This window comes from Bacillus sp. cl96 (assembly GCF_900100505.1).
In the GTDB taxonomy this organism is placed as follows: Bacteria; Bacillota; Bacilli; order Bacillales; family Bacillaceae_G; genus Bacillus_A; species Bacillus_A cereus.
Genome location: NZ_FNDM01000001.1, coordinates 457,218 through 480,666, shown reverse-complemented (window position 1 = coordinate 480,666; position 23,449 = coordinate 457,218). Strand labels below are relative to the sequence as shown.

The following is a 23,449-nucleotide window of genomic DNA, read 5'->3' as shown; positions in this document are numbered from 1 at the left end:
CTATGATAAATTATTGAGCATAGCAAAGGAGGAAAGAAAAATATGAATAAGGCTTTTGATACAATTGGACGTTTTATCATCAAGTACGCAAAGATGAATATTGCGCTTATATTATGTTTAACGATATTTTTCGTATTTGGTATAACGAAAATTGAGATGAGGATGGGGAATGATGTATTTTTAAGTAATACATCTGACGTTTATAAGGATACCGAAACGTACCAAAAACATTTTGGCGGGGATGGTATATACGTATTACTTAGTGGAGAGAGCGATACATTGCTTTCGCAAGAAACGAATAAGGCAATTGTAGAATTCACTAAAAAAGCAGAAGATATAAAAGATATTACAGGATCAACGCATTATGTGGGCTTATTAAATGAAATGTTATCCGCTCCTGCTCCTTCTTTTTCAGCATTTGATACAGGGGAAACAAATCTGAAATTAGAAACAGCTTTGAAAAACTCCATTCCGAGTGAAAAAATGAACGGAATTAATAATAACGTAAAAAGTAGCTTAACGAATGAGCAACGTGAAAAAATGGGAGTATTTATTCACCAACAACTTGCACCTGAACCAATGCAAGAAATACAAAAGCAATTGATTGCACTTGGCCATACTCCTACAGTTGATGAACAAGAGAAAATAACGCAATCTGTTTTAACGGAAAAGCAAAATGATGAAGTTGCAAAGTATACGCAAAGCATTTTAACAGAACAACAAAAAAATCATATGCAACGAGATATTTTGAAAGCTCTACCGAATGTTCAACATATGAACAATGATTTACTTCATGAAATCGTCTTTTCAAATAAAGGAAAAGTACCAGACCAATTGAAACAACTCATTCCTGAGAATGGAAAATACGTTGTGATTCAGCTTCACACATCGAATAATACAGAAATGACGACTTATGTACGTATTAATAAAGAGTTAAACGAGCTTATTAAAAATACGAACTTCAGTCAAGGTGTAACAGTGAAAGTAGCTGGAATGCCTGCTATTTTAGGAGATATTCAAGAAGAGGTTATAACAACTTTAGGAATCATGCTCGGTTTAGCGGTTCTATTAATGATTGTTGTACTATTCTTCGTGTTCCCTGTAAGGCGTCGTGTTATTTCATTAGCCTTTGTGTTAATCGGGTTAATATGGACATTTGGTTTCATGGGGTGGGCCGGAATTCCGATTACACTCGCAACTATGGCAACATTACCAATCATTATAGGGATCGGCACCGATTTTGGTGTTCAATTCCATAATAGATATGAAGAGGAATATAAAACGAGTGGATGTAATGCGAAACTTGCAACATTACATGCCGTTCGTCATATTGGACCTGGCGTAGGGATTGCAGTTGTAATTATGAGTTTAAGCTTTCTGACGATGTATGTATCGAAAGCGCCGATGATGCAACAATTTGGATTAACGTTAGCGATTGGTGTGTTATTCTGTTACGTTATTGAACTATTATTGATGTTCTCAACATTCTACTTATTAGATCGCAAAAAAGCAGCACCTCCATTAAAAAGTGATGCAGATAAAAATACAATGCTATCACGTTTCTTAAATCAATATGCTAATCTAGCTATGAAACTCGCAATTCCTATTTTAATTGTTTCCGTTATTTTATCTAGTCTTGGATTTATGGCAGAAAGGTCTATTCCGACTGAAACAGACTTAACAAAAATGATTCCGCAAAATATGGAGACATTAAAAAATACGAAACAATTACAAAAGATAGTTGGCTCGACAACATATATTACGTATTTAGTAGAAGCAGAGGATGTCACAGAACCGAAAGTGATGTCTTGGATGCATAGTGAAAGTGAAAAGATTGAAAATGAATATAAAGATGTGAGTGATGTTATATCACTACCTAAAGTTATTTTGCAAATCAACGGGAAAAGCGCGTTGCCAAAATCTACTGAACAAGTAGCAAATGAACTTGAAAACGTGCCGAATTCTCTGAAAGAAACGGTTATAAGTAAGAATAAAAAATACGCAACAGTTCAGTTCCAAGTGAATCCAGATCTTTCTTCTGCTGAGCAATTGAAATTGATGCATAACATATCAAAGGATATGAAGCCAATCGATAGTGTGAAAATGAAGCCAGCGGGTGCGCAAGTTATGATGCTTTATGGTATTGATAACATCGGTGCAAATAGTGAACTCATGATTGGTGCGGGGCTACTTATTATTTTCCTATCTTTATTCCTTGTGTATCGCCGTGTAAAACATGCATTATATCCATTAATACCAATTGTTTTAGTATTAGGATTCTCGCCAGGTGCTTTAAAACTACTCGATATTTCATATAATCCACTAACAACAGCACTTAGTTGCCTTGTACTTGGAATTGGAACAGAGTTTACGATTCTCATTATGGAAAGATATGGTGAAGAAGAGGCGAAGGGACTGTCTCCCAAAGAAGCAATTCGCGTCTCGCTTTCAAAAGTGGGGCAAGCCATTACCGCTTCCGGATTAACTGTAATTGTTGGGTTTTCAACGTTAATTTTTGTTAACTTCCCAGTCTTACGTGAATTTGGTATTACAACTGTTATTGATACAACACTTTCTTTATTCTGCGCTTTAACCATATTACCGGTCTTAATTGTGTTGTTTCAAAAACGTAAATAGATAGTAGAAGAGGGGTATGATAAATAACCCTCTTCTTTTTCTAAAATGACATATTCTACTTTAAAGGTGTAAATCCTGCAAAAAAAGAAACACCTTGATTGTCATCAAGGTGTTGTAATAAGCTCAAAACTCTCCGAATCAGCCCCAAGCACAAAAGGACTAACCTCGCCAACGCTATAAAGGTGCAATTCATGCATCGCTCGCGTACAAGCAGTGTAGAACAATCTACGAACGCTCTCATCGCTGTACACATCTTTAGAAGCATCGTAAATAATAACGGCATCAAATTCGATACCTTTCGCTAAGTAAGCAGGGATCACGACAATGCCTTGTTCGTATTCAGCAGAGGTGCTCTTCACAAGTTTAATATCTTCAATGCTACTAAGTTCCTCATAGGCAGCGGCGCTTTCAGCTGCGGATTTACAGATGATTGCGATCGTATTGTGCTGCTTTGTTTGTAGTGCAGCAACTTTAGCAGTAATATGTTCGTGTAGTTCGTTGTGATTAGCTACTTTCGTCACTGTAGGTTTCGCGCCGTCACGTTCAAAGGCGTGAATGTTCTTCCCTTCCGGTACGAGAGCGCGTGTAAATTCAATAATCGGTTTTGTTGAGCGATAGCTACGAGTTAAGTTAATGCCGTTTGTTTTGTCTGGCCCGTATAAATTCGTAAGTGTATCGAAATTCACCGTTTCACTCGCATGGGCAAATATCGCTTGGTTAAAGTCTCCGAGTACCGTCATTCTTGCAGCAGGGAAGAGACGTTTTAAAAACTCGAACTGGAACGGAGAGTAATCTTGCGCTTCATCTACGAGTACGTGTTTAATCGATCTGTTCGTTTGGAAGCCTTCAATTAATTCTTTTAAAAGTAAAAATGGAGTCGCATCCTCGTAATATAGCTTTCCTTCATCAAGCATGTTTACTGTTAATGAGCAAATGTCATCCCACTCTTTCGGTTTTTCCCCAGGAACCCATGATGCATCTGTGAAGAGCTGTTTATATATGCCTGTGAAATTGATGAAACGCAATGTTTGAACGCCTTTACGAAGCAGCTTCATTTTTTTACGGACAATCATACGCCCAAGTACTCTTGTTTCTTTCTCAAAGTCTTGAAAGGAGTTGTCGTCAAACTCGCCTTTTTTCTGTAAATATTTATAAGCCTTTTGGTATTCATCTTTACTAAGTAATTCAATTTCCTCTTCTACCCAAGGTTTTTTCAGTTCTGCTTTTTCAAGTGCATCTATTTGCTTATTTAGCCAATCCGTTAACTTCTCAATTCGACTATGGAAGCGGAGGGAGGAGTCAGTATTATAAAATTGCTCTGTAATTTCTTTAGCTGAGGCAATCAGTTTTCCTCTAAATTTCATTCCTCTAAATAGCATGCCTGAAGATTCAAGAGATTGTCTGTACGCTCTAATCATCTCGAAAAATTGAGTGGATGCTTTAAATCGGATGCTCGCATTTCTCGTTTTATAGGTAGGGCTATTTGTTTCAGTTAGCATATATTCTAATTGCTCATAAGGGTCTTCAACGTCAAATGACTTACTCAGTCTATGATTTAAATATTCTTGGAATGTCACTTGCTGCATATTTTCTTCACCGAGTTCAGGTAGTACGTTAGAAACGTAGCTATTGAACATAGAGTTAGGGGAGAAGAGAATAATTTGATCCGCTTTTAGCCATTCGCGATATTTATATAGTAAGTAGGCGATTCGCTGCAGGGCAGCTGACGTTTTACCACTACCAGCAGCTCCTTGCACGATAAGGAGTCGGCCTTCATCGTGACGAATAATTTCATTTTGTTCACGCTGAATTGTAGCGACGATACTTTGCATATGTTTGTTCGTACCTTTTCCGAGCGCTTGTTGCAAGATTTCATCGCCAATTGTAAGGCTCGTATCGAACATAGAATCAATCTCGCCATTTTGAATAATGTATTGTAATTTTTTCTCCACATTACCGTGGATTACGCCTCCTGGTGTACTGTACTCAGCTGGTCCTGGTGGATAATCGTAGTATACACTCGAAATAGGTGCGCGCCAGTCATATATAAGAAAGTTTTCTCCGCTAGCATCAGTAAGTGTAGCAACGCCAATATAAATTTGCTCTGCGCTAGGTTCGCCTTCTTCTTTGAAATCAATTCGTCCGAAATAAGGTGCTTTATGCATGCGTTTTAGTGCGGCAAGTCGATTAAAGGTGTGCTTATGGGTAATTTGTGTGACAGCTAGTGACTGAGCTTGTTGTCTTAAGTTGATAACTGTTTCAAGATAATCATCAAAAGTATCCGTGTTCACTTTCACGTCATCCCAGAAGTGTTTACGAATATTGATTACTTCTGCCCGGCGTCTGCCAGTTTCGTTTTCCAGTTTATCAATTTGCTCCGTAATCGTTTCAATTACGGTATCCAATCGTTTTTGCTCTTGATCAAGTTTTTTGTTCATACGTAAGCACTCCTTTAAAAGTGAAAAATAGAGGTTGACTGAAGATGTGTTTTGGTGTACAATTAAGATACGGGTAAATACGGTATCATCTTTTTGTAAAACGTGTTTCTGTACTAATTTAACATAGTTTTTGAATTTTATCAATGATAATAAGATAAACCTTGGTTCTGCGTGGCGTGGATCAAGGTTTTTTTGTGTTTTTCTTTAAGGAAGAATTGCAATTTTATTGAGGAGAATGTAAGTAAAGCAAAGAAGAAAATCAGGAATAGGGGGATACTGATGCAAAAATATTTTGAGGAAGCGCATCGTTTTTGTTCTCGTAATAGAAAGCACTTAGAAAAGGATGTTATATGTGGTTGTTTCTATTGTTTAGAAATTTTTCATCCAAAAAAAATTACAGAGTGGTGGGATGATGATAACACAGCAGTTTGTCCGCATTGCGGGATTGACTCTATTATAGGAGAAAGTTCTGGATTTAAAATTACAGAAATGTTTTTAAGTGAAATGCATAAAAGATGGTTTTAGTTAAACGAATGAAAAAATAAACTTTCGTTAACGAAGAGGATACATAAAAAAGCTCGGGCCTAAGCCCAAGCTTTTTACTTCATTATTTCTTTTCTTCTTTTTTATCGTCAGCTTTTTTCTCTTCGAAAAGATCTTTTAAATCTTTATCGTCAACTTTTACGTCAGCTTTTTTGATTTCTTTCATCATAAGATCATTCATGAATGCAGCATCTTGTGCTTTCTTCTGAACTAGATCTTTTTTGATGTCGCCTTTTACTTCATCAAATGGTTTTTGTTCTTTAATGTCTGTTACTTTAATGATGTGGTAACCGAATTGTGATTTCACAGGTTCGCTTACTTCATCTTTTTTCAGCTTGTAAGCAGCATCTTCGAATTCTTTAACCATTTTACCAGCAGTAAAGTAGCCAAGGTCTCCGCCTTTTTCTTTTGAACCAGTATCTTCAGAGTATTGTTTCGCTAACTCTTCGAAAGATTTACCTTGTCCAAGTTCTTCTTTTACCTTTTTCGCAGTAGCTTCATCTTTTACAAGAATGTGGCTTGCTTTAATTTCAGGCTTGTAGTTTTCTTTTAGTTCTTTATCAGTGATTGTTTTCTCGATAGCTTTTTCTTGAGCTAATTGAGCACGCACACCAGTTTTTATAGTTTCTTCTTTAATACCTTGTTGTTTTAATAGTGTATCGAATTGATCACCGTATTGTTTTTTCATTTCATCGAACTTTTTGTCTACATCTTTGTCTTCAACTTTGTAGTTTTTAATAAGTACTTTTTCCATAACCATGTTGTTTAGTACTTGTTTACCAGCTTGTGTCTTCATTTGATCGTAGAATTCTTCTTTTGTAATGTCACCAGCTTTAGATGTAACAATTTTGTCTGATGATGATGTTCCACATGCTGATAATGCGATTACACTTGTTGCGGCTAAGGCAAGCATAGCTTTCTTCATTCGATAAACACTCCTACTATTATGTATTTTTAATTTATCCTACACCAATGAATTTTGATTCATAAGAGCCCGATTAAGTCTCACTGATACTTTTGCTTTTTTATATTGGTAAAGCGCGCTTAACAGGGCTTACCGAGGCTGAGGATAAAGTTTTGATGAATGTTTTGTTCTATAGTATAAGCAATATGTACAAAATTTAATATATCATATTTCGACTCGTTTTCATATTGATAAAGAAAAATTAACCAGCACGTGTCAGATTTTGAAAGTGTGCCATATTGGGCGTATACCGCATATACAGAATAGAGGAGGGGATGGGGATGAATTCTCAACTTATTTTATTACTTGTACTGTTTATTTTATTGGTTATTGTAGGTATAATTTGCTTATAGAGGAAAAAAGTGAGGAAGGGGCTTTCCTTCCTCACTTTCCATGAAATATAATTTCTATATAACTAGAAATTAATAAAATTGTTATACATACATTAATAACCCGAAAGACACCGGGCTGGCGGCTCGCAGCTATTTGTTTTCGTTCACACAGTGTATGTGTCATGAAATTCGTGTAAAATATAACAAGAAGTGCGAATGCGACAAAAACAACTGTTATAAGTGTCATGAGGCGAGACCTCCTTTTGGCTAAAATACATATACATATATTGTATCACACGATATTTTGTTCGTGTTACAAAATTCAGAAATAGAAGACTTTGTGTTAGAAAGTGAGGGAGAAAATGGACGTTGTTAGAAGATTAGAACAAGCTGAATACTATGTAGACCTACTATTTAAAATGATTGATGAAGAGAAGTGTCCATTTTATTCTTTGATCATAAAGAAAAAAGCTCGTAAAAAAGATATTGAACGTATACTAAATCTTTGTGAAAAACTGAACGAGCAATATGTAGTGGAGAAAGCAGAAGGGCTTCTTTTGTTCGATGCGCTGTTAGATCAATTTGAAAAAGCGCTTCCACATCAGCTCGAAGTACACGAAACTGCGGAAGCGCTAGCAAAACAAGGTTTATTTAAGCCGCTTATGAATGAATTCTTAAGCATGATTGCGAAAAAATAAATAGATTATTTCTTAACTAACTTTTGATCGGATTCTGTAAAGTTCTCTTCAATATCTTCTAATGATTTCTCAAAAATATCGATAAAATCTTGTCCGTAAATATTACGCAGGATTGCAATCAGTTCGATATTTTCTGGGAACTTCCCATAAAAATTACGAAGTGCAAGAGCCCCATTAAACACTGAATTATTTTCAGGATCATACTCTTCCATTAAGCGAAGTAGTAATTCTTCCCCTTTGTCTGTAATTTCAATGTACGTATTTCGTTTATCATCTTCCTTTTTTGAGAATACAAGATAGCCGCGTTCTTCCAGCTTTTTCGAGAAGTTAAACGCCGTTGATACGTGCATAACTCCAAACTTAGCAATCTCAGAAATAGAAGCCCCTTTTAAATGATAAGCGATTGTTAAAATATGATGTTCATTAATATTTAAATCGTAAGGTTTAATCCACTGCTGCCAATCTTTCTCTACACATTTCCATAACGCTTTCGATAATTGAGCAATGCGTTGGCTGAAAATCATCGCTTCTTTTACCGAGTAATCTTTTTCTCCACTTTTCATTTACTCACCCACTTTAACATTCTTTTTCATTACTATCTATTATGCCAGTAAAATAAAAATTAATAAAGTCTTTTTGTAAGAATTGTGAAAATTTTTTAACAAAATGACATTCTATACAAATCATGCATAACTATGGAAGCGTTTTATGAGTCGTGAATACATGCGTTGTCCTTACATGTTAATTGATAACATATATTGTAAATGCATAAAAACACGGCATATCTATACGATATGCCGTGTCAAGGTCAATTTATATAAAAAATATTTGTTATATGCAAAAAACTAAGCAGGAATTTGTTTACGCTTTTTCTGGAACAGCTTCTTGCAGTTTCTCAATTGACTTTTGGATGTCCAAAATTTCTTTCTCAATATGGCGCTTGTTTTGAGAAATATCTTGTTTCCAATTAGAAAGCGTGTCTTGCATGTCATCTTTTAGTTCTTGAAACACTTCTTTACCTTCTGAAGCAGTTTCAACAATTTGACGCTTTAATAATTTCGTATCAGCTGTAATATCAGCTAAAGTCTTTTTAATATCATTTCCTTTTTCTTTTAACTTGCCGCGCATGTCTTTACCAGAAGAAGGAGTTGAGAAAAGAACGGCTAGTCCAGCAACTGCTCCGCCGCAAATAACACCTGTAATAAAGGATTTAGCTTTTGACATAAAAGGAGACCTCCTTATTTTTTGTTCGTATTCATGATGTGAAAAAATATGCATATCTTTCTTATATGTGCTATGCACAAACAATCATCCCTGAGCATTTTAGGTGAAGAAACAAGCCATGCGGAATTTGATGACTTCAGGGAAGTGGCTTGTTATGTATTACGCCTTCTTATAGTGTCATTATTTCACACTATTTGCAATTGTACTTGCGATGTTTTGTAAATTTTCCATAGTGTATTCATTTTGGTGTGATTTCCAAACAGCACCGAAACCATCTTTTTCACCGTAGCGTGGAATTAAATGAAGGTGGAAGTGGAACACAGTTTGTCCAGCTTTTTCACCGTTATTGTTAAGTAGGTTAAAGCCAACTGGATTAAACTCTGTTTTAATCGCATTTGCGATTTTTGGAACGACAGAAAAAATATGTGATGCGATTTCTGGCGTTAACGCAAAAATGTCTTGTTTGTGAACTTTCGGAATAACAAGAGTATGTCCTTTTGTTACTTGACTAATATCTAAAAATGCAAGCACATGTTCATCTTCGTATACTTTTGAGCAAGGGATTTGCCCGTCAATGATTTTACAAAAAATACAATTGTCTGCTGTATGATTCATTGATCTCATCCTTTCAAATATCCTTAGCCGTATTTTACCATAATTACATAAGAGAACAAACACGAAAAACAGGAAGCTGACTCAGCTTCCTGTTTTCTGAAGAGGGATTGAAAAAGCATTATCGTAATTTACGTTTCGCAGACACCTCATTTATTTAAGAAATGCACGGTAAATCGGCTAAAGTTTCTGCCGTAGACACCCCATTTTCAAGTGAAATGAATTGCAATCTTTTTTAAAATGAAATTGTTTATTTTTTAAAACAGTATATGCTCTTTCAGAGACACCCCGTTTCGAAAATGAAACAAATGATCTGGTTATGTGTAAATTTCATTGTCCAACTTGGACACCCCATTTCATGATGACTTCACTATGTTGTTGTACTCATCAATTGGTGGTTGCTTTTTCAATGTGTTCCTTCTTCAATAATTATGATGTCCGCTTTCGGGAAATTATATGCTAATAAATTTAAAAATTTTTTTTGAGTACATGGATACTATGTAGTACAGCATAATTTTTGGTAAGATGAATATAGAATGAATACTAATGAAGAAAGTGGTGTCGTATGAGCGAGTTATTGCGTGTAGAAAATGTTACAGGAGGATATACGAAACGACCTGTATTAAAAGACGTTTCGTTCTCTGTTAATAAAGGCGAACTTGTCGGCTTAATCGGTTTAAATGGAGCTGGTAAAAGTACGACGATTAAACATATTATCGGTTTAATGGAACCGAAAAAAGGAACTGTCACAATTAATGGGAAAACAATTCGTGATGATATGACAGCGTACCGTTCTAGCTTTTCATTTATTCCGGAAACGCCGGTATTATATGATGAATTAACGTTAGAAGAGCATTTGAAATTAACAGCTATGGCGTATGGCGTGGATGAAAAACAATATGAAGAACGTGTAGGACAACTACTACAAGAGTTTCGTATGAAAAATCGTTTAAAATGGTTTCCATCTCATTTCTCAAAAGGGATGAAACAAAAAGTAATGATTATGAGCGCATTTTTAGTGGAGCCATCTCTTTACATAGTAGATGAACCTTTCGTTGGATTAGATCCGTTAGCGATTCAATCCCTTCTTCAAATGATGGACCAAATGAAAAAGAGTGGTGCCGGTATTTTAATGAGCACACATATTTTAGCGACGGCAGAGCGTTATTGTGATTCGTTCATTATTTTGCATCAAGGTGAAGTAAGAGCGAAGGGAACGCTATCTGAACTGCAATCACAGTTTAATATGCCAGGTGCAACGTTAGATGATATTTACATCGCGCTAACAAAGGAAGAAGATTATGAATAGCACAGCGTTATGGAAAGAACGATTTCGTCACTTTCTAAAAGAAGTTCGTACATATAGTAAATACGTATTTAATGATCATTTGAAATTTATTTTCGTGTTCATCATCGGTGCGGGAGCGTATTATTACCAGCAATGGTTACAAACGTTAACAACTTCGTTTCCAACTGCGCTCGTAATGGCAGTATTAATTGGACTCGTGTTAACGGCTGGATCCATTCAAACATTATTAAAAGAAGCGGATCTCGTTTACTTACTGCCAGTTGAAGAAAAGTTAAAACCTTACTTCACAAAGGCATTTCTTTTTACATTTATGATTCAGTTATACATAATCGCAATCGTAGCAGCCGCGCTTGCTCCGTTATACTTCCAACAAATGAAGCAAACAGGAGCTGGCTACATATGGATCGTACTCGCATTTGTCATTGTAAAAGCGTGGAATTTATTTGTAGCGTGGGAAAAGTCATTTTTAACAGATCAAAATATACAAAGGGCTGATTGGTTTATTCGTTTTATCCTAAACGGTTTATTTGTATATTTCCTTGTAGAACGTACTTCAGTTCTTTTCATTGGTGGAATCGTCCTTCTCATGGTGTTATACCTTGCTATCATGCATCAAATGGTCAAAGGAAAGCCACTAAACTGGGAGTATTTAATTTCCGAAGAAGGTAAGAAGATGATGCTGCTGTACCGCATCGCGAATATGTTCGTTGATGTACCAGCATTAAAAGAAAGAGTATCTCGCCGAAAATGGCTGGATTTCATTCTTTCGATAATCGGCGAAAAGCGTACATATTTATACTTATATACGAGAACATTTTTAAGATCAGGTAACTATTTTGGATTATATGTGCGCCTGCTCGCTCTAGGCGGAGTTATTCTTTACTTCATTCCGTTTTTATATGGACGATTTATCGTAAGCCTTATCTTCCTATACTTAATCGGTTATCAGCTATTAACTTTATGGAAACATCACCGCATGAAAATTTGGCTTGATTTGTACCCAGTAGGCGGAGAAGAGAAGAAGAAAGATTTTCTTACTTTATTAAATGCAATTCTTATTACAGGTAGCGTTATATTTACAATTATATTTGCACTAGCAACGAAAGATTTCATGATGACAGGAATTTTACTTATCGTAAGCATATTATTTAGTATCGGTTTCGTTTACCAATACGGGGCGAAGCGCATTGAGCGTTTAAATTGAAAGGAATGAACCTATGATTACATACGAAGAGAAGGTTATAAAAGAATTGGAGCAGTGGAAAGCTACATTCATGAAAGATTCTTCTATGATGACACGGTTCTCCAAAAAAGTGCAGACGAAGGTGCAACAGCTCATTCCGGCGAAAGTACAAAAGGTACTAACAGAGACGATTCGTATGATGGTGCAAACGATTAGCGCCGGGTCAAACTTTATAAAGCCGAAGCTAAAAGAGACGACATGGTCACTGCAAAGACGTGACGATGAAGTTCGTAAAAAAATGGATGAGTACAAAAAAATAGCAGCGGCAGAAGGAGCAGGGACTGGAGCTGGTGGTATTCTCCTCGGTCTTGCTGACTTTCCGCTTTTACTTACAATTAAAATTAAATTTTTATTCGATGCAGCGACATTGTACGGATTTGATACGAGTAAACAAGAAGAGCGTCTTTTTATCCTTCACGTTTTCCAACTTGCCTTTTCAAGTGATAATCACAGAAAAGAAATATGGAAAGCAATCGAAACGTGGGATACAGAAAAAGAAAATCATATGGACTGGGAAAAGTTCCAAACAGAGTACCGAGACTATATTGATTTAGCGAAAATGCTTCAGCTCGTACCAGTAATCGGTGCCCCAGTCGGCGCATATGCGAACTATCAATTACTGCAAAGGCTTGGAGAAGTGACGATGAATTGCTATCGTATGCGATTGCTGAATAGGGATTAAAAACAAGGCGTCCTACATATGTAATGTAGGACGCCTTTTCTTAGAAGCTAAGTCCGATATAGCTAATTCCAACTATAATCAATACGATAAAAAGTACAATGATTAATGAAAATCCGCTCTTACCAGCTTGTCCCGCTTCACCGCCGCCATTACCACCACTACCGCCATTACCACCAAGTCCCATATGATATCCTCCTTATTGTTATATGTTGCTTTTACTTTATAACTTTCTGTATTTTCCAATAAATACCTTCTGTAGCGCTAACTAAATTGAAAATCATTTCGTTTTGTTTTATAATTCACTTACCGAACGGTAAGTAAAAATAAGTGAGGTACAGTATGACGAAGAATTTACAAACATCGCAGAACATTGTAGAGGCATCATTTAAACTTATGGCAGAACACGGCATTGAGAAGATGAGTCTTTCCATGATTGCGAAAGAGGTAGGTATTTCAAAACCGGCTATTTACTATCATTTTTCTTCTAAAGAAGCGTTAGTTGATTTTTTATTTGAAGAGATTTTTTCTGATTATCATTTTACAAAATACTTTAATGAAGAGCGGTATACGAAAGAAAACTTTGCAGAAAAGCTAATCGCAGATGGTTTACATATGCTCTCTGAGTATGAAGGGCAAGAAGGAATACTACGCGTTATCAATGAATTTATCGTAACTGCATCGCGAAATGAAAAGTATCAGAAACGTTTATTTGAAATACAAGAGGATTTTTTGCATGGTTTCCATGATTTATTGAAGAAAGGCGCGAGACTGGGCGTTGTGTCACAACATGAAACGGAAGAAAATGCTCATACGCTAGCGCTCGTGATCGATAATATGAGCAACTATATGCTCATGGGATTCCAGTTAAAGTATAAAGAAATTTGGATTCGAAATGTGAAAAACGTAATGAAGGAGGAGTAAAAATGAAAATGCAAAAAAACTGGTGGCTCGGTTTTCTTGGATTTATTGGGGTTTATAAAATACCAGGTATGATTGAAGCTTTTCAAGCGGATGGAAATTGGATGAAGTTAATCGGTTTCATTTGGCTACTTTGGTTCGGATATTTTATTCCTGAGAAGAAAGAAGATTAAATTCCAATTTTCTGTAAAGTTACGTAAAATATAGATTGAGAGTATTCATATATTAGATTACTAGATTTGGAGTGGTTACATGGATCCATTGAAAAATGAAATTCACCCTGACATGGTCAAGGTGTGGAAAGCGCGTTCTTTAATTGAGCTAGGAATCAGTATTATAGTCATTTTTGCATATCTTTTCTTTATGATTAAGTTTAATTGGTGGGCTTGGATTTTCTATGTGCTCATCGGATTAACAATCGTATATACACCGTTTGATTACTTTACGTTTCCGAAACTACGTCAACGTTATTACAGCTACCAACTAAATGAAGAAGAACTTGAAATTCAGCATGGCCTTTTCGTTGTTAAGCGCGTATTAGTGCCGATGATTCGTGTACAGCACGTAACGATTGAACAAGGGCCAATTATGAGAAAATACGGATTAGCAGAATTACACATTTCAACAGCAGCAACTTCCCATAGCATCCCAGGTTTAACGATGTATGAAGCTGAAATGTTGAAAACGAAAATCGCAGAATTAGCGAAAGTGAGTGATGAGGATGTATAAAAGGCAGCATCCAATCACGATGTTATTAGAGTTAAAAATAACAGACTTTATACCACTCATTATTTTCATGTTTAGCTTAAACGGAAAGTTCCCGTTTTGGTATTTAATTCCCGCTGCATTCGGTTTACTCACCGTCTTTTCAGCGTTTGAAAAATGGTATTACACAACATACTGGGTTGAAAATAACGTATTACATGTGAAACAAGGTCTCTTTGTGAAAAAGGAGAGCTACTTAAATAAAGAACGTGTTCAAACGATTAATACAAGTTCTAACGTACTATATCAAATGCTCGGTTTGAAAAAAATTCAGATTGAAACAGCTGGCGGAGGCGATGAAGCAGAAGTTAGCTTAGCTGGAATTACGGTAGAAGAAGCGACAGAGCTTATCGCAATGTTAAATGAGTCGGCTTCAGAATTGAAAGTAGAAAAAACATTAGAAGAAGTAGAAGTAAAAGAAATTATTACAGAGGAAAAACAAGCGAGAGAATACAAATTAACGTGGAAAGAGATTTTAATAGCCTCTGTTACATCTGGTCAATTTGGATTGTTATTCTCATTAATCTTTTTTGTGTATCACCAAGTAGATGAGTACATTCCGAAATGGATAGAGAATAGCGTAAAGTCGTATGTAATGGAACATGATATATATGGCTGGATTTTGATGATAGCTATTTTGCTCGTCCTTTCGTGGATTATATCGACAATTGGTTATGCGCTAAAACATGGAGATTTTACAGTGAATCGAAGAAATGACGAAGTCCGTATTTCGCAAGGATTACTGGAGAAAAAAGAACTCGTACTAAAATTGCACCGTATTCAAGGGATTACGATAAAAGAAGGTATTTTACGCCAACCGTTCGGTTATTGTGCTGTGCAAGTAGAAGTCATTCAAAGTAAGGGAACGGATGACGAAAAAGAAAAAGTTACACTGCATCCTATCATTCGAAAAGATCGAGTGCAACAGTTACTCGCGCATTTACAATTACCATACGAACTGAATGCAAATATTACTTCGTTACCAAAAGCAGCATTGCGCCGTTATCTCATTGATAGTTTCATCTTTTTCGCTATGCTCGCAATCCCGCTTACTGGAATAAGCATATACTTTGAAAAGTATTACATCATGTGGGCATTATTACCGCTCGCAATCCTTATCTTTACACTTGGATACGCAACATTTAAAACAAATGGTTACAGTGTTAACGGAGAACAAATTACACTTGTCTATCGTAGCGTCGGAAAATATACAGGACTTATTAGAAGAAGACACGTCCAATCAATGGAGAAGACACAATCATATTTCCAGCGCCGTGCGGATTTATGTACGTATAAGTTTTCGAGTGCATCATCTAGTTACAAAATAGAGCATACGAGAGTAGAAGATGCGGAGAGAATGCAGGATTGGTATAAGAAGAAGTTAAGTGAGAATTAAGTGGAACGGCTCGTCTTTCGCGGAAGACGGGCTATTTTTTTATGCGAAAATAATGAATAATATATGTAAAGAAACAAGCGAGGTGAATGAGAGTGAGCAAATTTTTAATACCGTATTCATTTTCTATATTAAGTTTCTTTATTTCAGCAACAGCACTTGATTTATATGATAGGATGGGAAACAATAGTGAGCTGGTTTCGCCGAACATAATTGGAAAGATAATTCAATCTACTGCGCAAATGGGAGTCCTTACATTGTATTTCGGAGTACCTATTATTTTAGGTGGCTGTCTACTTGGTGAGCTATTGTTTAGAGGTATCATTTTACGATTTAGACTAAGCTATATTCTATCTTTATTATTATATTTACTTTTAGCTTTTAGTATTGTTTCTGTAACGGTTGGAATTCCAACTACATATGAGGATTCTAATACTACTTTCATGGTAATAACTATGATTTGCGCTGTTACATTCTTTATGGGCCGGAATATATGGGAGAAAAAAGAAATGAATAATGGAGTAACAGAATGAAATATACATGTCCGTGCTGCGGGTATAGAACAATAGAAGAAGAACCACCAGGTACATATGAAATTTGTAATATATGTTACTGGGAAGATGATGAGGTACAGTTTAACAATCCTGACTTTGAAGGCGGTGCAAATGAAGTCTCGTTAAGACAAGCACAGAAAAATTTTATTGTATTTGGTGCTTGCGAGGAATGTTTTATTGGATTAGTTAGAAAACCGACTAGTGAAGATGTGAAGGATGCTAGTTGGCAGCGAATTTGTTAAGTGAAATGTTATTACTCAATTCAATGGGAGTAATAACATTTTTTATTTAGTGCTGAAAGAATTACTGCCGTCTTATAAGGTAATAAGAAGGACTAAATTGGTAAATTTTATTAATGGATATATTTTCAATAAATACAAAAGTATAGATGTATAGTCAGCTTTGTGTGTTTAATGTTATCATATTGAATGATATGGAAATTTTTAATAGAATAAGTAACTAAAAATTCAAAGGTAATGAAGCTTTTGTTGTATAAAGAAAATACTTAGTAGTAATCAACAATATTAAAAATAAGATTCGTATTTATATAAATTTAGTAGAAATGGGGTTTTAAAAAGGAATGAGTATAAGCATAACGCGGCAAAAGATTTTGGCGGCCGCTTCTCAAATTGTGCAATGTAAAGGGGTTGCTAAATTAACCTTAGAAGCAGTGGCAAAAGAGGCGGGTGTAAGTAAAGGTGGATTATTGTATCACTTTTCAAATAAAGAAGCTTTAATAGAAGGTATGATAGTCAGAGGGGTAGAGGATTATGAAGGGGCCATTTACAATAAAGTAGCGGAAGACTCAGAGAGGAAAGGGAGATGGGTTCGCTCTTTTGTAGAGGAAAGATTAAATAATGAGAGAAGAACAGAAGAGTTATCTAGTAGTATGATGGCAGCATTCATGTTAAAACCTGAATTACTTGAGCCATTACAACAATCATTTCAGCAACTGCAAAAGAATATAGAAAACGATGAGATAGATGCAGTTTGTGCAACAATTATTAGATTAGCAGCAGATGGATTATGGTATTCGGAATATTTAGGGGTTGGAAGACTAAGCCCCGAGTTAAGAGAAAAAGTGATTCAAGCTCTTATTAGTAATTCATATAAATAGAATATGCGAACTATATAATGCGAAAATAATTCACCATTGCTTCTTTAATGTAGTGGTGAATTGTTTTTTTTATTAGAAAAATAGAACAATTTTATAGAGTATTGAATTATAACCGTCCAGACGGTATAGTAATATTTGGTTTAAGAGGAAAATGAAACAAAAAAAGAATAAAAGATATTTTTAGCACACTATTCGAAAGGATAGGCCGCAAAGCTTAGAGTCTACGGTAATACATATTGGTTACTAAGATCGTCTGGTTGCACATTTTTGATGCAACCGGACGGTCTTTTTTTGTTATATAAATATAAAAAATAGGAGGGAACTATGCAAATGAAAAGTACTAAAAGACATATTTCAATGGTTTCATTAGTTTTTCTAGTATTATTTTCAGTGCTGAATGTGTGGGCTCCAGTTATTCAAGCTGCTGTGATGAAAAGTCCAGTGGACGAAATTAATATTTCCCGTACTGATGGCACGACATCTGAACCGTATCAAGCCTCAGATGGTATGAAAGTAGAAGTGAAGTGGTCAGCTAAAGAAAAAATAAAAAGTGGAGATCAATTCACAATTGATATGCCAAAAGAGTTTCGAAAAGACCTTATGAATATGAGTTTTCCTTTAAAAGATGCTGAAGGAAAAACAGTTGGTACATGTGAGATGAAAAAGGGTCTATTAACGTGTACTATGGGGGATTACGTAGAAGGAAAGAATAACATTAAAGGTTCTTTATTCGTAGAATTCTACTTTGGTCTAGAAGCATATGATGGTGTTAAAGAAATTCCATTAGAATTTAACGTTGATGGTCAAATCGTCAATAAAGAAGTAAATGTAAGTAATACGACAGAGAGACCGAAGCCACAGCCCAATACAGATAATCTATTGAAATGGGGTTCTTATAATCAAGAAGATCCTTCGATTGCTGATTGGCTTGTATATGTAAATGCAACTGGAACAGAAATGCAAGATCTTAAATTAACAGATACATTAGGACCTGGGCATGAGTTAATTACAGACAGCGTAGTATTAGAAGAGGCTGTATTTGAAGATGGTTATGCACCAACAAATATTAAGCCAGCAGATTTATCTAACATTAAAATTAATGCAACAAAGGCTGGATTTACAATTGAGTTTCCAGACAGTTCAAAAGGTTATATTTTAAGATATAAAACAAAGATTACTAATCCTTCTGCAAAGCCTCATAAAAATACTGTGAAATTAGAAGGTAAAAATATTAAAACTGAAGAAAAAGTAGGACAAGTATTCGTAAGTGGTGGAGGGGGAACCGGTTCAGGTGACGATAATCCACCTAGTATTGAAAAAAATATAGTTGATGAGAATGGCAAGCTTGTAGAGAATGAGCAGCTAACACAAATGGATCAAGTGATTCAATACCAAGTTGGTACACATATACCAAACGATCCTCCTAAATACACATCAATGGTAATTCGTGATGATTTAGAAGATGTTTTAGAAGTATTAGAGGCAAAAGTGTATGATCAAAATGGCCAAGATATTACTTCTAAAGGAACGTTAAAGATAGATAAGCAAAGAAGTGAAGTAACATTTACGTTTAGTGAGAATTTTGACTATAAGTCATATGAAGACCAGAGAATCAATCTTAGTATCAAGGCGAAAATTAAAAATAATGCAGACTTATCTTCTTACGTAGATAAGAAGATTCCTAATAAAGCGGAATTACATTTTGATGATAAAACATTAACATCAAAAGAAGTAACTATTACGCCGCCTGAAGCTCCAAAAGACGGTACAGTATCGATTCATAAAATAGATTCTGAGAATCCGAACAAAGGGTTAAAAGGTGCCGAATTTGAAGTTCGAAATAGTACAAACGAAGTTGTTGCAAAACTGAAAACGGACGAAAAAGGTTTTTCAGTACCTCAAACTTTAGCTCCTGGAACGTATAAAGTTTATGAAACAGTAGCACCAGAAGGATATCAAAAATTAAAAGAACCAGTAGAGGTTACACTTCAAGCTGGAGAAACAAAAACAATTGAAATTAAAAATACTATGCAAAAGGGTCAAATTGAAGTAAAGAAAATTGATTCGGAAAATGGTGAAAAACCATTAGCAAATGCAGAGTTTGATATAGTAAAAGACGGTGTAGTAGTCGAACATATTGTTACAGATAAAGATGGTAAGGCAATCTCTAAACCGTTAGCACCAGGGAAATATATTTTAAAAGAAACGAAAGCGCCTGAAGGCTACCAATTAAAAGAAGCAGAGTTCGAAGTAAATGTAACAGGGGACGGCATATTCCCAATACAAGTGGAAAATGCAATGGTAGACAAAGGTAATATAGAAATTACAAAAGTGGACAAAGAAAACGGAGCAGTATTAGCGGGTGTCGAATTTGAAGTCCAAGATGAGAAAGATGAAGTAGTAAGAAAAGTAGTAACAGATAAAGATGGAAAAGCAAACGTTTCAGATCTATCAGTAGGAAAGTACAAATTAGTAGAGACAAAAAGCTTACCAGGTTATAAAAAGCTAACAGAACCAGTACCATTTGAAATAAAAAAAGGTATGACAAAAGCTTTAGCAATAAAAGTAGAAAATGAGCAGTTAGACAAAGGCTCAGTAGAAATTACAAAAATAGATAAAGATAGCCAAAAAGTACTAGAAGGCGTAGTCTTCGAAGTGCAAGATGAGCAAGGCAAAGTAGTAACAGAAGTAAAAACAGATAAAGATGGTAAAGCAAAAATCTCTGATTTATCAGTAGGGAAGTACAAATTAGTAGAGACGAAAAGTTTACCAGGCTACAAAAAGCTAACAGATTCAGTATCATTCGAAATTACAAAAGGTATGACAACAGTCCTATCGTTGAAAGTAGAAAATGAACAGTTAGATAAAGGTTCAGTAGAAATTACAAAAATAGATAAAGACAGCAAAAAAGCATTAAAAGGCGTAGTCTTTGAAGTGCAAGATGAAGCTGGAACAGTAGTAAAGGAAGTAAAAACAGATAAAGATGGTAAAGCAAAAATCTCAGATCTATCAGTAGGAAAGTACAAATTAGTAGAGAAAGAAAGTTTACCAGGCTATAAGAAATTAACAGAGCCAGTATCGTTTGAAATTACAAAAGGTATGACCGAGATCTTATCATTAAAAATAGAAAATGAAATGGTAGATACGGGAAATATAGAGATAACAAAGATAGATAAAGATAATAAAGCACCGTTAGCGGGAGTAACATTCATCGTACAAGATGAAAAGGGTAAGGAAGTTACGAAAGTAACGACAGATAAAGAAGGAAAAGCAAATGTTTCAGATTTACCTGTAGGAAAGTATGAATTAGTAGAGGTAGAAAGTTTACCTGGTTATAAAAAGTTAGAAAAACCAGTATCATTTGAAATTAAAAAAGGCATGACTGAGGTTCTATCATTAAAAGTAGAAAATGAAATGGTGGATACAGGGAATGTAGAGATAACAAAAATAGATAAAGATAGTAAAGCTCCATTAGAAAATGTTGTATTTGAAGTACGTGATTCAAAAGGAAAAGTAGTTGCAAAAGTAACGACGGATAAAGAAGGAAAAGCAAACGTTTCAGATTTACCTATTGGAAAGTATGAGTTAGTAGAAGTAGAAACACCGGCAGGATACAAACCACTAGAAAAGCCAATTTCATTCGAAATTGAAAAGGGTAGAGTAACAGCGCTAAAGCTAACAGTAGAAAATGAATTAGTGGATACAGGAAATGTAGAAATTACAAAAGTAGATAAAGAAAATAAAGATGCTTTAGCTGATGCAGTATTTGAGATTCAAGATGAAGCAGGACAAGTAGTCGCTAAAATAACGACAGATAAAAAAGGACAAGCACAAGTTACTAATTTATCAGTCGGCACATACAAGTTAGTAGAAGTAAAGGCACCAAAAGGGTATAAACAATTAGTAGATCCGATTACTTTCCAAATTGAAAAAGGCATGACAAAATCTCTTGCTTTAACAGTAGAAAACGAAATGTTAGACAAGGGAAATGTGGAAGTAACAAAAGTAGATAAAGATAGTCAAAAAGTATTAGAAGGCGTAGTCTTCGAAGTACAAGATGAGCAAGGCAAAGTAGTAACAGAAGTACAAACAGATAAAAATGGTAAAGCAAAAATCTCAGACTTATCTGTAGGAAAGTACAAATTAGTAGAGAAAGAAAGCTTACCAGGCTACAAACAATTAACAGAACCAGTATCATTCGAGATCAAAAAAGGTATGACGAAAGTTTTATCATTGAAAGTAGAGAACGAACAGTTAGATAAAGGTTCAGTAGAGATTACAAAAGTGGACAAAGAAAGTGGCGCAGTATTAGCGGGCGTAACATTCGAAGTGCAAGATGAAAAAGGCAAAGTAGTAACAAAAGTAACGACAGATAAAGAAGGAAAAGCGAAAATTTCAGATCTATCTGTAGGGAATTACAAACTAGTAGAAGTAGAAAGCTTACCAGGCTACAAAAAGCTAACAGAGCCAGTATCATTCGAAACTAAAAAGGGTATGACAGAAGTCTTATCATTAAAAGTAGAGAATGAACAGTTAGACAAAGGTTCAGTAGAAATCACAAAAGTAGATAAAGATAGTCAAAAAGTATTAGAAGGCGTAGTCTTCGAAGTACAAGACGACAAAGGCAAAGTAGTAACAGAAGTAAAAACAGATAAAAATGGTAAAGCAAAAATCTCAGACTTATCTGTAGGAAAGTACAAATTAGTAGAGAAAGAAAGCTTACCAGGTTACAAAAAGCTAACAGAGCCAGTATCATTCGAAATTAAAAAAGGTATGACAGAAGTCTTATCATTAAAAGTAGAGAATGAACAGTTAGACAAAGGTTCAGTAGAAATCACAAAAGTAGATAAAGATAGCCAAAAAGTATTAGAAGGCGTAGTCTTCGAAGTACAAGATGAGCAAGGCAAAGTAGTAACAGAAGTAACGACAGATAAAGATGGAAAAGTAAACATTTCAGACTTATCTGTAGGAAAGTACAAATTAGTAGAGAAAGAAAGCTTACCAGGTTACAAACAATTAACAGAACCAGTATCGTTTGAAATTACAAAAGGTATGACAGAAGTTCTATCATTAAAAATAGAAAATGAAATGGTAGATACGGGAAATGTAGAAATTACAAAAATAGATAAAGATAATAAGGCACCGTTAGCAGGTGTAGTCTTTGAAGTACAAGACGACAAAGGCAATGTAGTAACGAAAGTAACGACAGATAAAGCTGGAAAAGCAACAGTTTCAGATTTATCAGTAGGAAAGTACAAGCTAGTAGAAGTAGAGCGTTTACCAGGCTACAAAAAATTAGAAAAGCCTGTACCATTTGAAATTACAAAAGGTATGACAAAATCTTTAGCGTTCACTGTAGAAAATGAAATGGTAGATACGGGGAATGTAGAAATCACAAAAATAGATAAAGACAGTAAAGCACCATTAGAAAATGTTGTATTTGAAGTACGTGACTCAAAAGGCAAAGTAGTTGCGAAAGTAACGACGGATAAAGAAGGAAAAGCAAACGTTTCAGATCTATCAGTAGGAAAATACAAATTAGTAGAGACGAAGAGCTTACCAGGTTACAAAAAGTTAACGGAACCAGTATCATTCGAAATTACAAAAGGTATGACAAAAGTCTTATCATTGAAAGTAGAGAACGAACAGTTAGACAAAGGTGCAGTGGAGATTACAAAAATGGCCGCTGAAAGCAAGGAAGTCTTATCAGGAGCTGTGTTTGAAGTTCATGATGAAAAGGGAAAAGTAGTAGTGAAAGTAACAACAGATAAAGATGGAAAGGCAAAAATCACAGATCTATCTGTAGGTAACTACACACTAGTAGAAGTAGAAGCACCAAAGGGATATGAAAAATTAACTAATCCAATTCCATTTGAAATTACAAATGGAATGATAAATGCAGTTCAATTAGAAGTATTAAACAAATTGAATCATTTAGCACCACCAGGTCCAGAAACACCAGATCCAGAAAAGCCTGGAACACCAGATCCAGAAAAACCTGGAACACCAGATCCAGAAAA

The 23,449-nt window shown here is 35.2% G+C and carries 22 protein-coding genes and 1 riboswitch; of the genes, 15 read left to right on the top strand and 7 right to left on the bottom strand.

From position 1 onward, the window contains the following. Positions 1–42: 42 nt before the first annotated feature. Entirely contained in the window at positions 43–2,637 is a 2,595-nt protein-coding gene (locus BLT20_RS02615; RefSeq protein WP_001030130.1) for an efflux RND transporter permease subunit, read from the top strand. Between the two features lie 104 nt (positions 2,638–2,741). Here the strand turns inward: BLT20_RS02615 and helD are convergent, their stop codons facing one another. Continuing rightward, a complete protein-coding gene (gene helD / locus BLT20_RS02610) occupies positions 2,742–5,075 on the bottom strand; it encodes an RNA polymerase recycling motor HelD (protein WP_073339309.1) in 2,334 nt (777 codons plus the stop codon). Positions 5,076–5,354: 279 nt separating this feature from the next. On the opposite strand from helD, the gene BLT20_RS02605 reads away from it, so the two are divergent. Then, entirely contained in the window at positions 5,355–5,600 is a 246-nt protein-coding gene (locus BLT20_RS02605) for a hypothetical protein (protein ID WP_001174907.1), read from the top strand. A gap of 82 nt (positions 5,601–5,682) precedes the next feature. Here BLT20_RS02605 and prsA read toward each other — a convergent pair whose 3' ends face one another. After that, a complete protein-coding gene (gene prsA / locus BLT20_RS02600; RefSeq protein WP_000710058.1) occupies positions 5,683–6,543 on the bottom strand; it encodes a peptidylprolyl isomerase PrsA in 861 nt (286 codons plus the stop codon). 278 nt (positions 6,544–6,821) lie between these two features. On the opposite strand from prsA, the gene BLT20_RS31280 reads away from it, so the two are divergent. Further along, positions 6,822–6,935, top strand: coding sequence for a hypothetical protein (locus tag BLT20_RS31280; RefSeq protein WP_002025428.1), 114 nt, complete (start codon positions 6,822–6,824; stop codon positions 6,933–6,935). Between the two features lie 31 nt (positions 6,936–6,966). On the opposite strand, the gene BLT20_RS02590 is transcribed toward BLT20_RS31280, so the two are convergent. Next, positions 6,967–7,161, bottom strand: coding sequence for a hypothetical protein (locus BLT20_RS02590; RefSeq protein WP_000172690.1), 195 nt, complete (start codon positions 7,159–7,161; stop codon positions 6,967–6,969). 115 nt (positions 7,162–7,276) lie between these two features. On the opposite strand from BLT20_RS02590, the gene BLT20_RS02585 reads away from it, so the two are divergent. Then, positions 7,277–7,612, top strand: a complete 336-nt coding sequence (locus BLT20_RS02585; protein WP_000383655.1) for a DUF1878 family protein — start codon at positions 7,277–7,279, stop codon at positions 7,610–7,612. 5 nt (positions 7,613–7,617) lie between these two features. Here BLT20_RS02585 and BLT20_RS02580 read toward each other — a convergent pair whose 3' ends face one another. The 3 genes from BLT20_RS02580 to BLT20_RS02570 form a co-directional block, all read right to left on the bottom strand. Then, a complete protein-coding gene (locus BLT20_RS02580; RefSeq protein ID WP_000834924.1) occupies positions 7,618–8,175 on the bottom strand; it encodes an HTH-type transcriptional regulator Hpr in 558 nt (185 codons plus the stop codon). A 298-nt stretch (positions 8,176–8,473) separates the two neighbouring features. Further along, a complete protein-coding gene (locus BLT20_RS02575) occupies positions 8,474–8,836 on the bottom strand; it encodes a YtxH domain-containing protein (protein WP_000030302.1) in 363 nt (120 codons plus the stop codon). Positions 8,837–9,016: 180 nt separating this feature from the next. Next, positions 9,017–9,451, bottom strand: coding sequence for an HIT family protein (locus BLT20_RS02570; RefSeq protein WP_001016841.1), 435 nt, complete (start codon positions 9,449–9,451; stop codon positions 9,017–9,019). 562 nt (positions 9,452–10,013) lie between these two features. Between BLT20_RS02570 and ecsA the strand changes: the two genes are divergently transcribed. The 3 genes from ecsA to ecsC are packed head-to-tail and all read left to right on the top strand — an operon-like array spanning position 10,014 to position 12,682. Then, positions 10,014–10,757: an ABC transporter ATP-binding protein EcsA gene (gene ecsA / locus BLT20_RS02560; RefSeq protein WP_001292603.1), complete on the top strand. Its 744-nt coding sequence runs from the start codon at positions 10,014–10,016 to the stop codon at positions 10,755–10,757. Further along, complete coding sequence (gene ecsB, locus BLT20_RS02555; RefSeq protein ID WP_001089133.1) at positions 10,750–11,961, top strand: ABC transporter permease EcsB; 1,212 nt, start codon at positions 10,750–10,752, stop codon at positions 11,959–11,961. Before ecsA ends, ecsB begins: the two co-directional genes overlap by 8 nt. Before the next feature lie 13 nt (positions 11,962–11,974). Beyond that, complete coding sequence (ecsC, locus tag BLT20_RS02550) at positions 11,975–12,682, top strand: ecs operon protein EcsC (RefSeq protein ID WP_000634143.1); 708 nt, start codon at positions 11,975–11,977, stop codon at positions 12,680–12,682. Between the two features lie 40 nt (positions 12,683–12,722). Here ecsC and BLT20_RS02545 read toward each other — a convergent pair whose 3' ends face one another. Further along, positions 12,723–12,866 (bottom strand): YjcZ family sporulation protein, encoded by a 144-nt coding sequence (locus tag BLT20_RS02545; protein ID WP_000522759.1) that lies wholly within the window; start codon positions 12,864–12,866, stop codon positions 12,723–12,725. A 155-nt stretch (positions 12,867–13,021) separates the two neighbouring features. On the opposite strand from BLT20_RS02545, the gene BLT20_RS02540 reads away from it, so the two are divergent. The 8 genes from BLT20_RS02540 to BLT20_RS02505 all read left to right on the top strand — a co-directional run. Next, the gene (locus BLT20_RS02540; RefSeq protein ID WP_000164838.1) at positions 13,022–13,603 is read left to right on the top strand and encodes a TetR/AcrR family transcriptional regulator; all 582 of its coding nucleotides are present in this window, start codon (positions 13,022–13,024) and stop codon (positions 13,601–13,603) included. Positions 13,604–13,605: 2 nt separating this feature from the next. After that, complete coding sequence (locus tag BLT20_RS30415; RefSeq protein WP_000783813.1) at positions 13,606–13,773, top strand: hypothetical protein; 168 nt, start codon at positions 13,606–13,608, stop codon at positions 13,771–13,773. 79 nt (positions 13,774–13,852) lie between these two features. Continuing rightward, on the top strand, positions 13,853–14,329 hold the full coding sequence (locus tag BLT20_RS02530; protein ID WP_000371345.1) for a PH domain-containing protein: 477 nt from the start codon (positions 13,853–13,855) through the stop codon (positions 14,327–14,329). Next, positions 14,322–15,761, top strand: a complete 1,440-nt coding sequence (locus BLT20_RS02525; protein ID WP_000278223.1) for a PH domain-containing protein — start codon at positions 14,322–14,324, stop codon at positions 15,759–15,761. The genes BLT20_RS02530 and BLT20_RS02525 overlap by 8 nt, the downstream gene beginning before the upstream one ends. Positions 15,762–15,847: 86 nt before the next feature. After that, positions 15,848–16,291 carry a hypothetical protein gene (locus tag BLT20_RS02520; protein WP_002025431.1) on the top strand — a complete coding sequence of 148 codons (444 nt, stop codon included), beginning with the start codon at positions 15,848–15,850 and terminating at the stop codon, positions 16,289–16,291. Beyond that, the gene (locus BLT20_RS02515) at positions 16,288–16,554 is read left to right on the top strand and encodes a CPCC family cysteine-rich protein (protein WP_000877842.1); all 267 of its coding nucleotides are present in this window, start codon (positions 16,288–16,290) and stop codon (positions 16,552–16,554) included. Before BLT20_RS02520 ends, BLT20_RS02515 begins: the two co-directional genes overlap by 4 nt. Positions 16,555–16,892: 338 nt before the next feature. Beyond that, a complete protein-coding gene (locus tag BLT20_RS02510; protein ID WP_000028021.1) occupies positions 16,893–17,429 on the top strand; it encodes a TetR/AcrR family transcriptional regulator in 537 nt (178 codons plus the stop codon). Between the two features lie 172 nt (positions 17,430–17,601). Further along, positions 17,602–17,694: riboswitch (cyclic di-GMP riboswitch) on the top strand. A gap of 59 nt (positions 17,695–17,753) precedes the next feature. Next, a partial coding sequence (locus BLT20_RS02505; protein WP_256331948.1) for a SpaA isopeptide-forming pilin-related protein occupies positions 17,754–23,449 on the top strand: 5,696 nt, incomplete at its 3' end.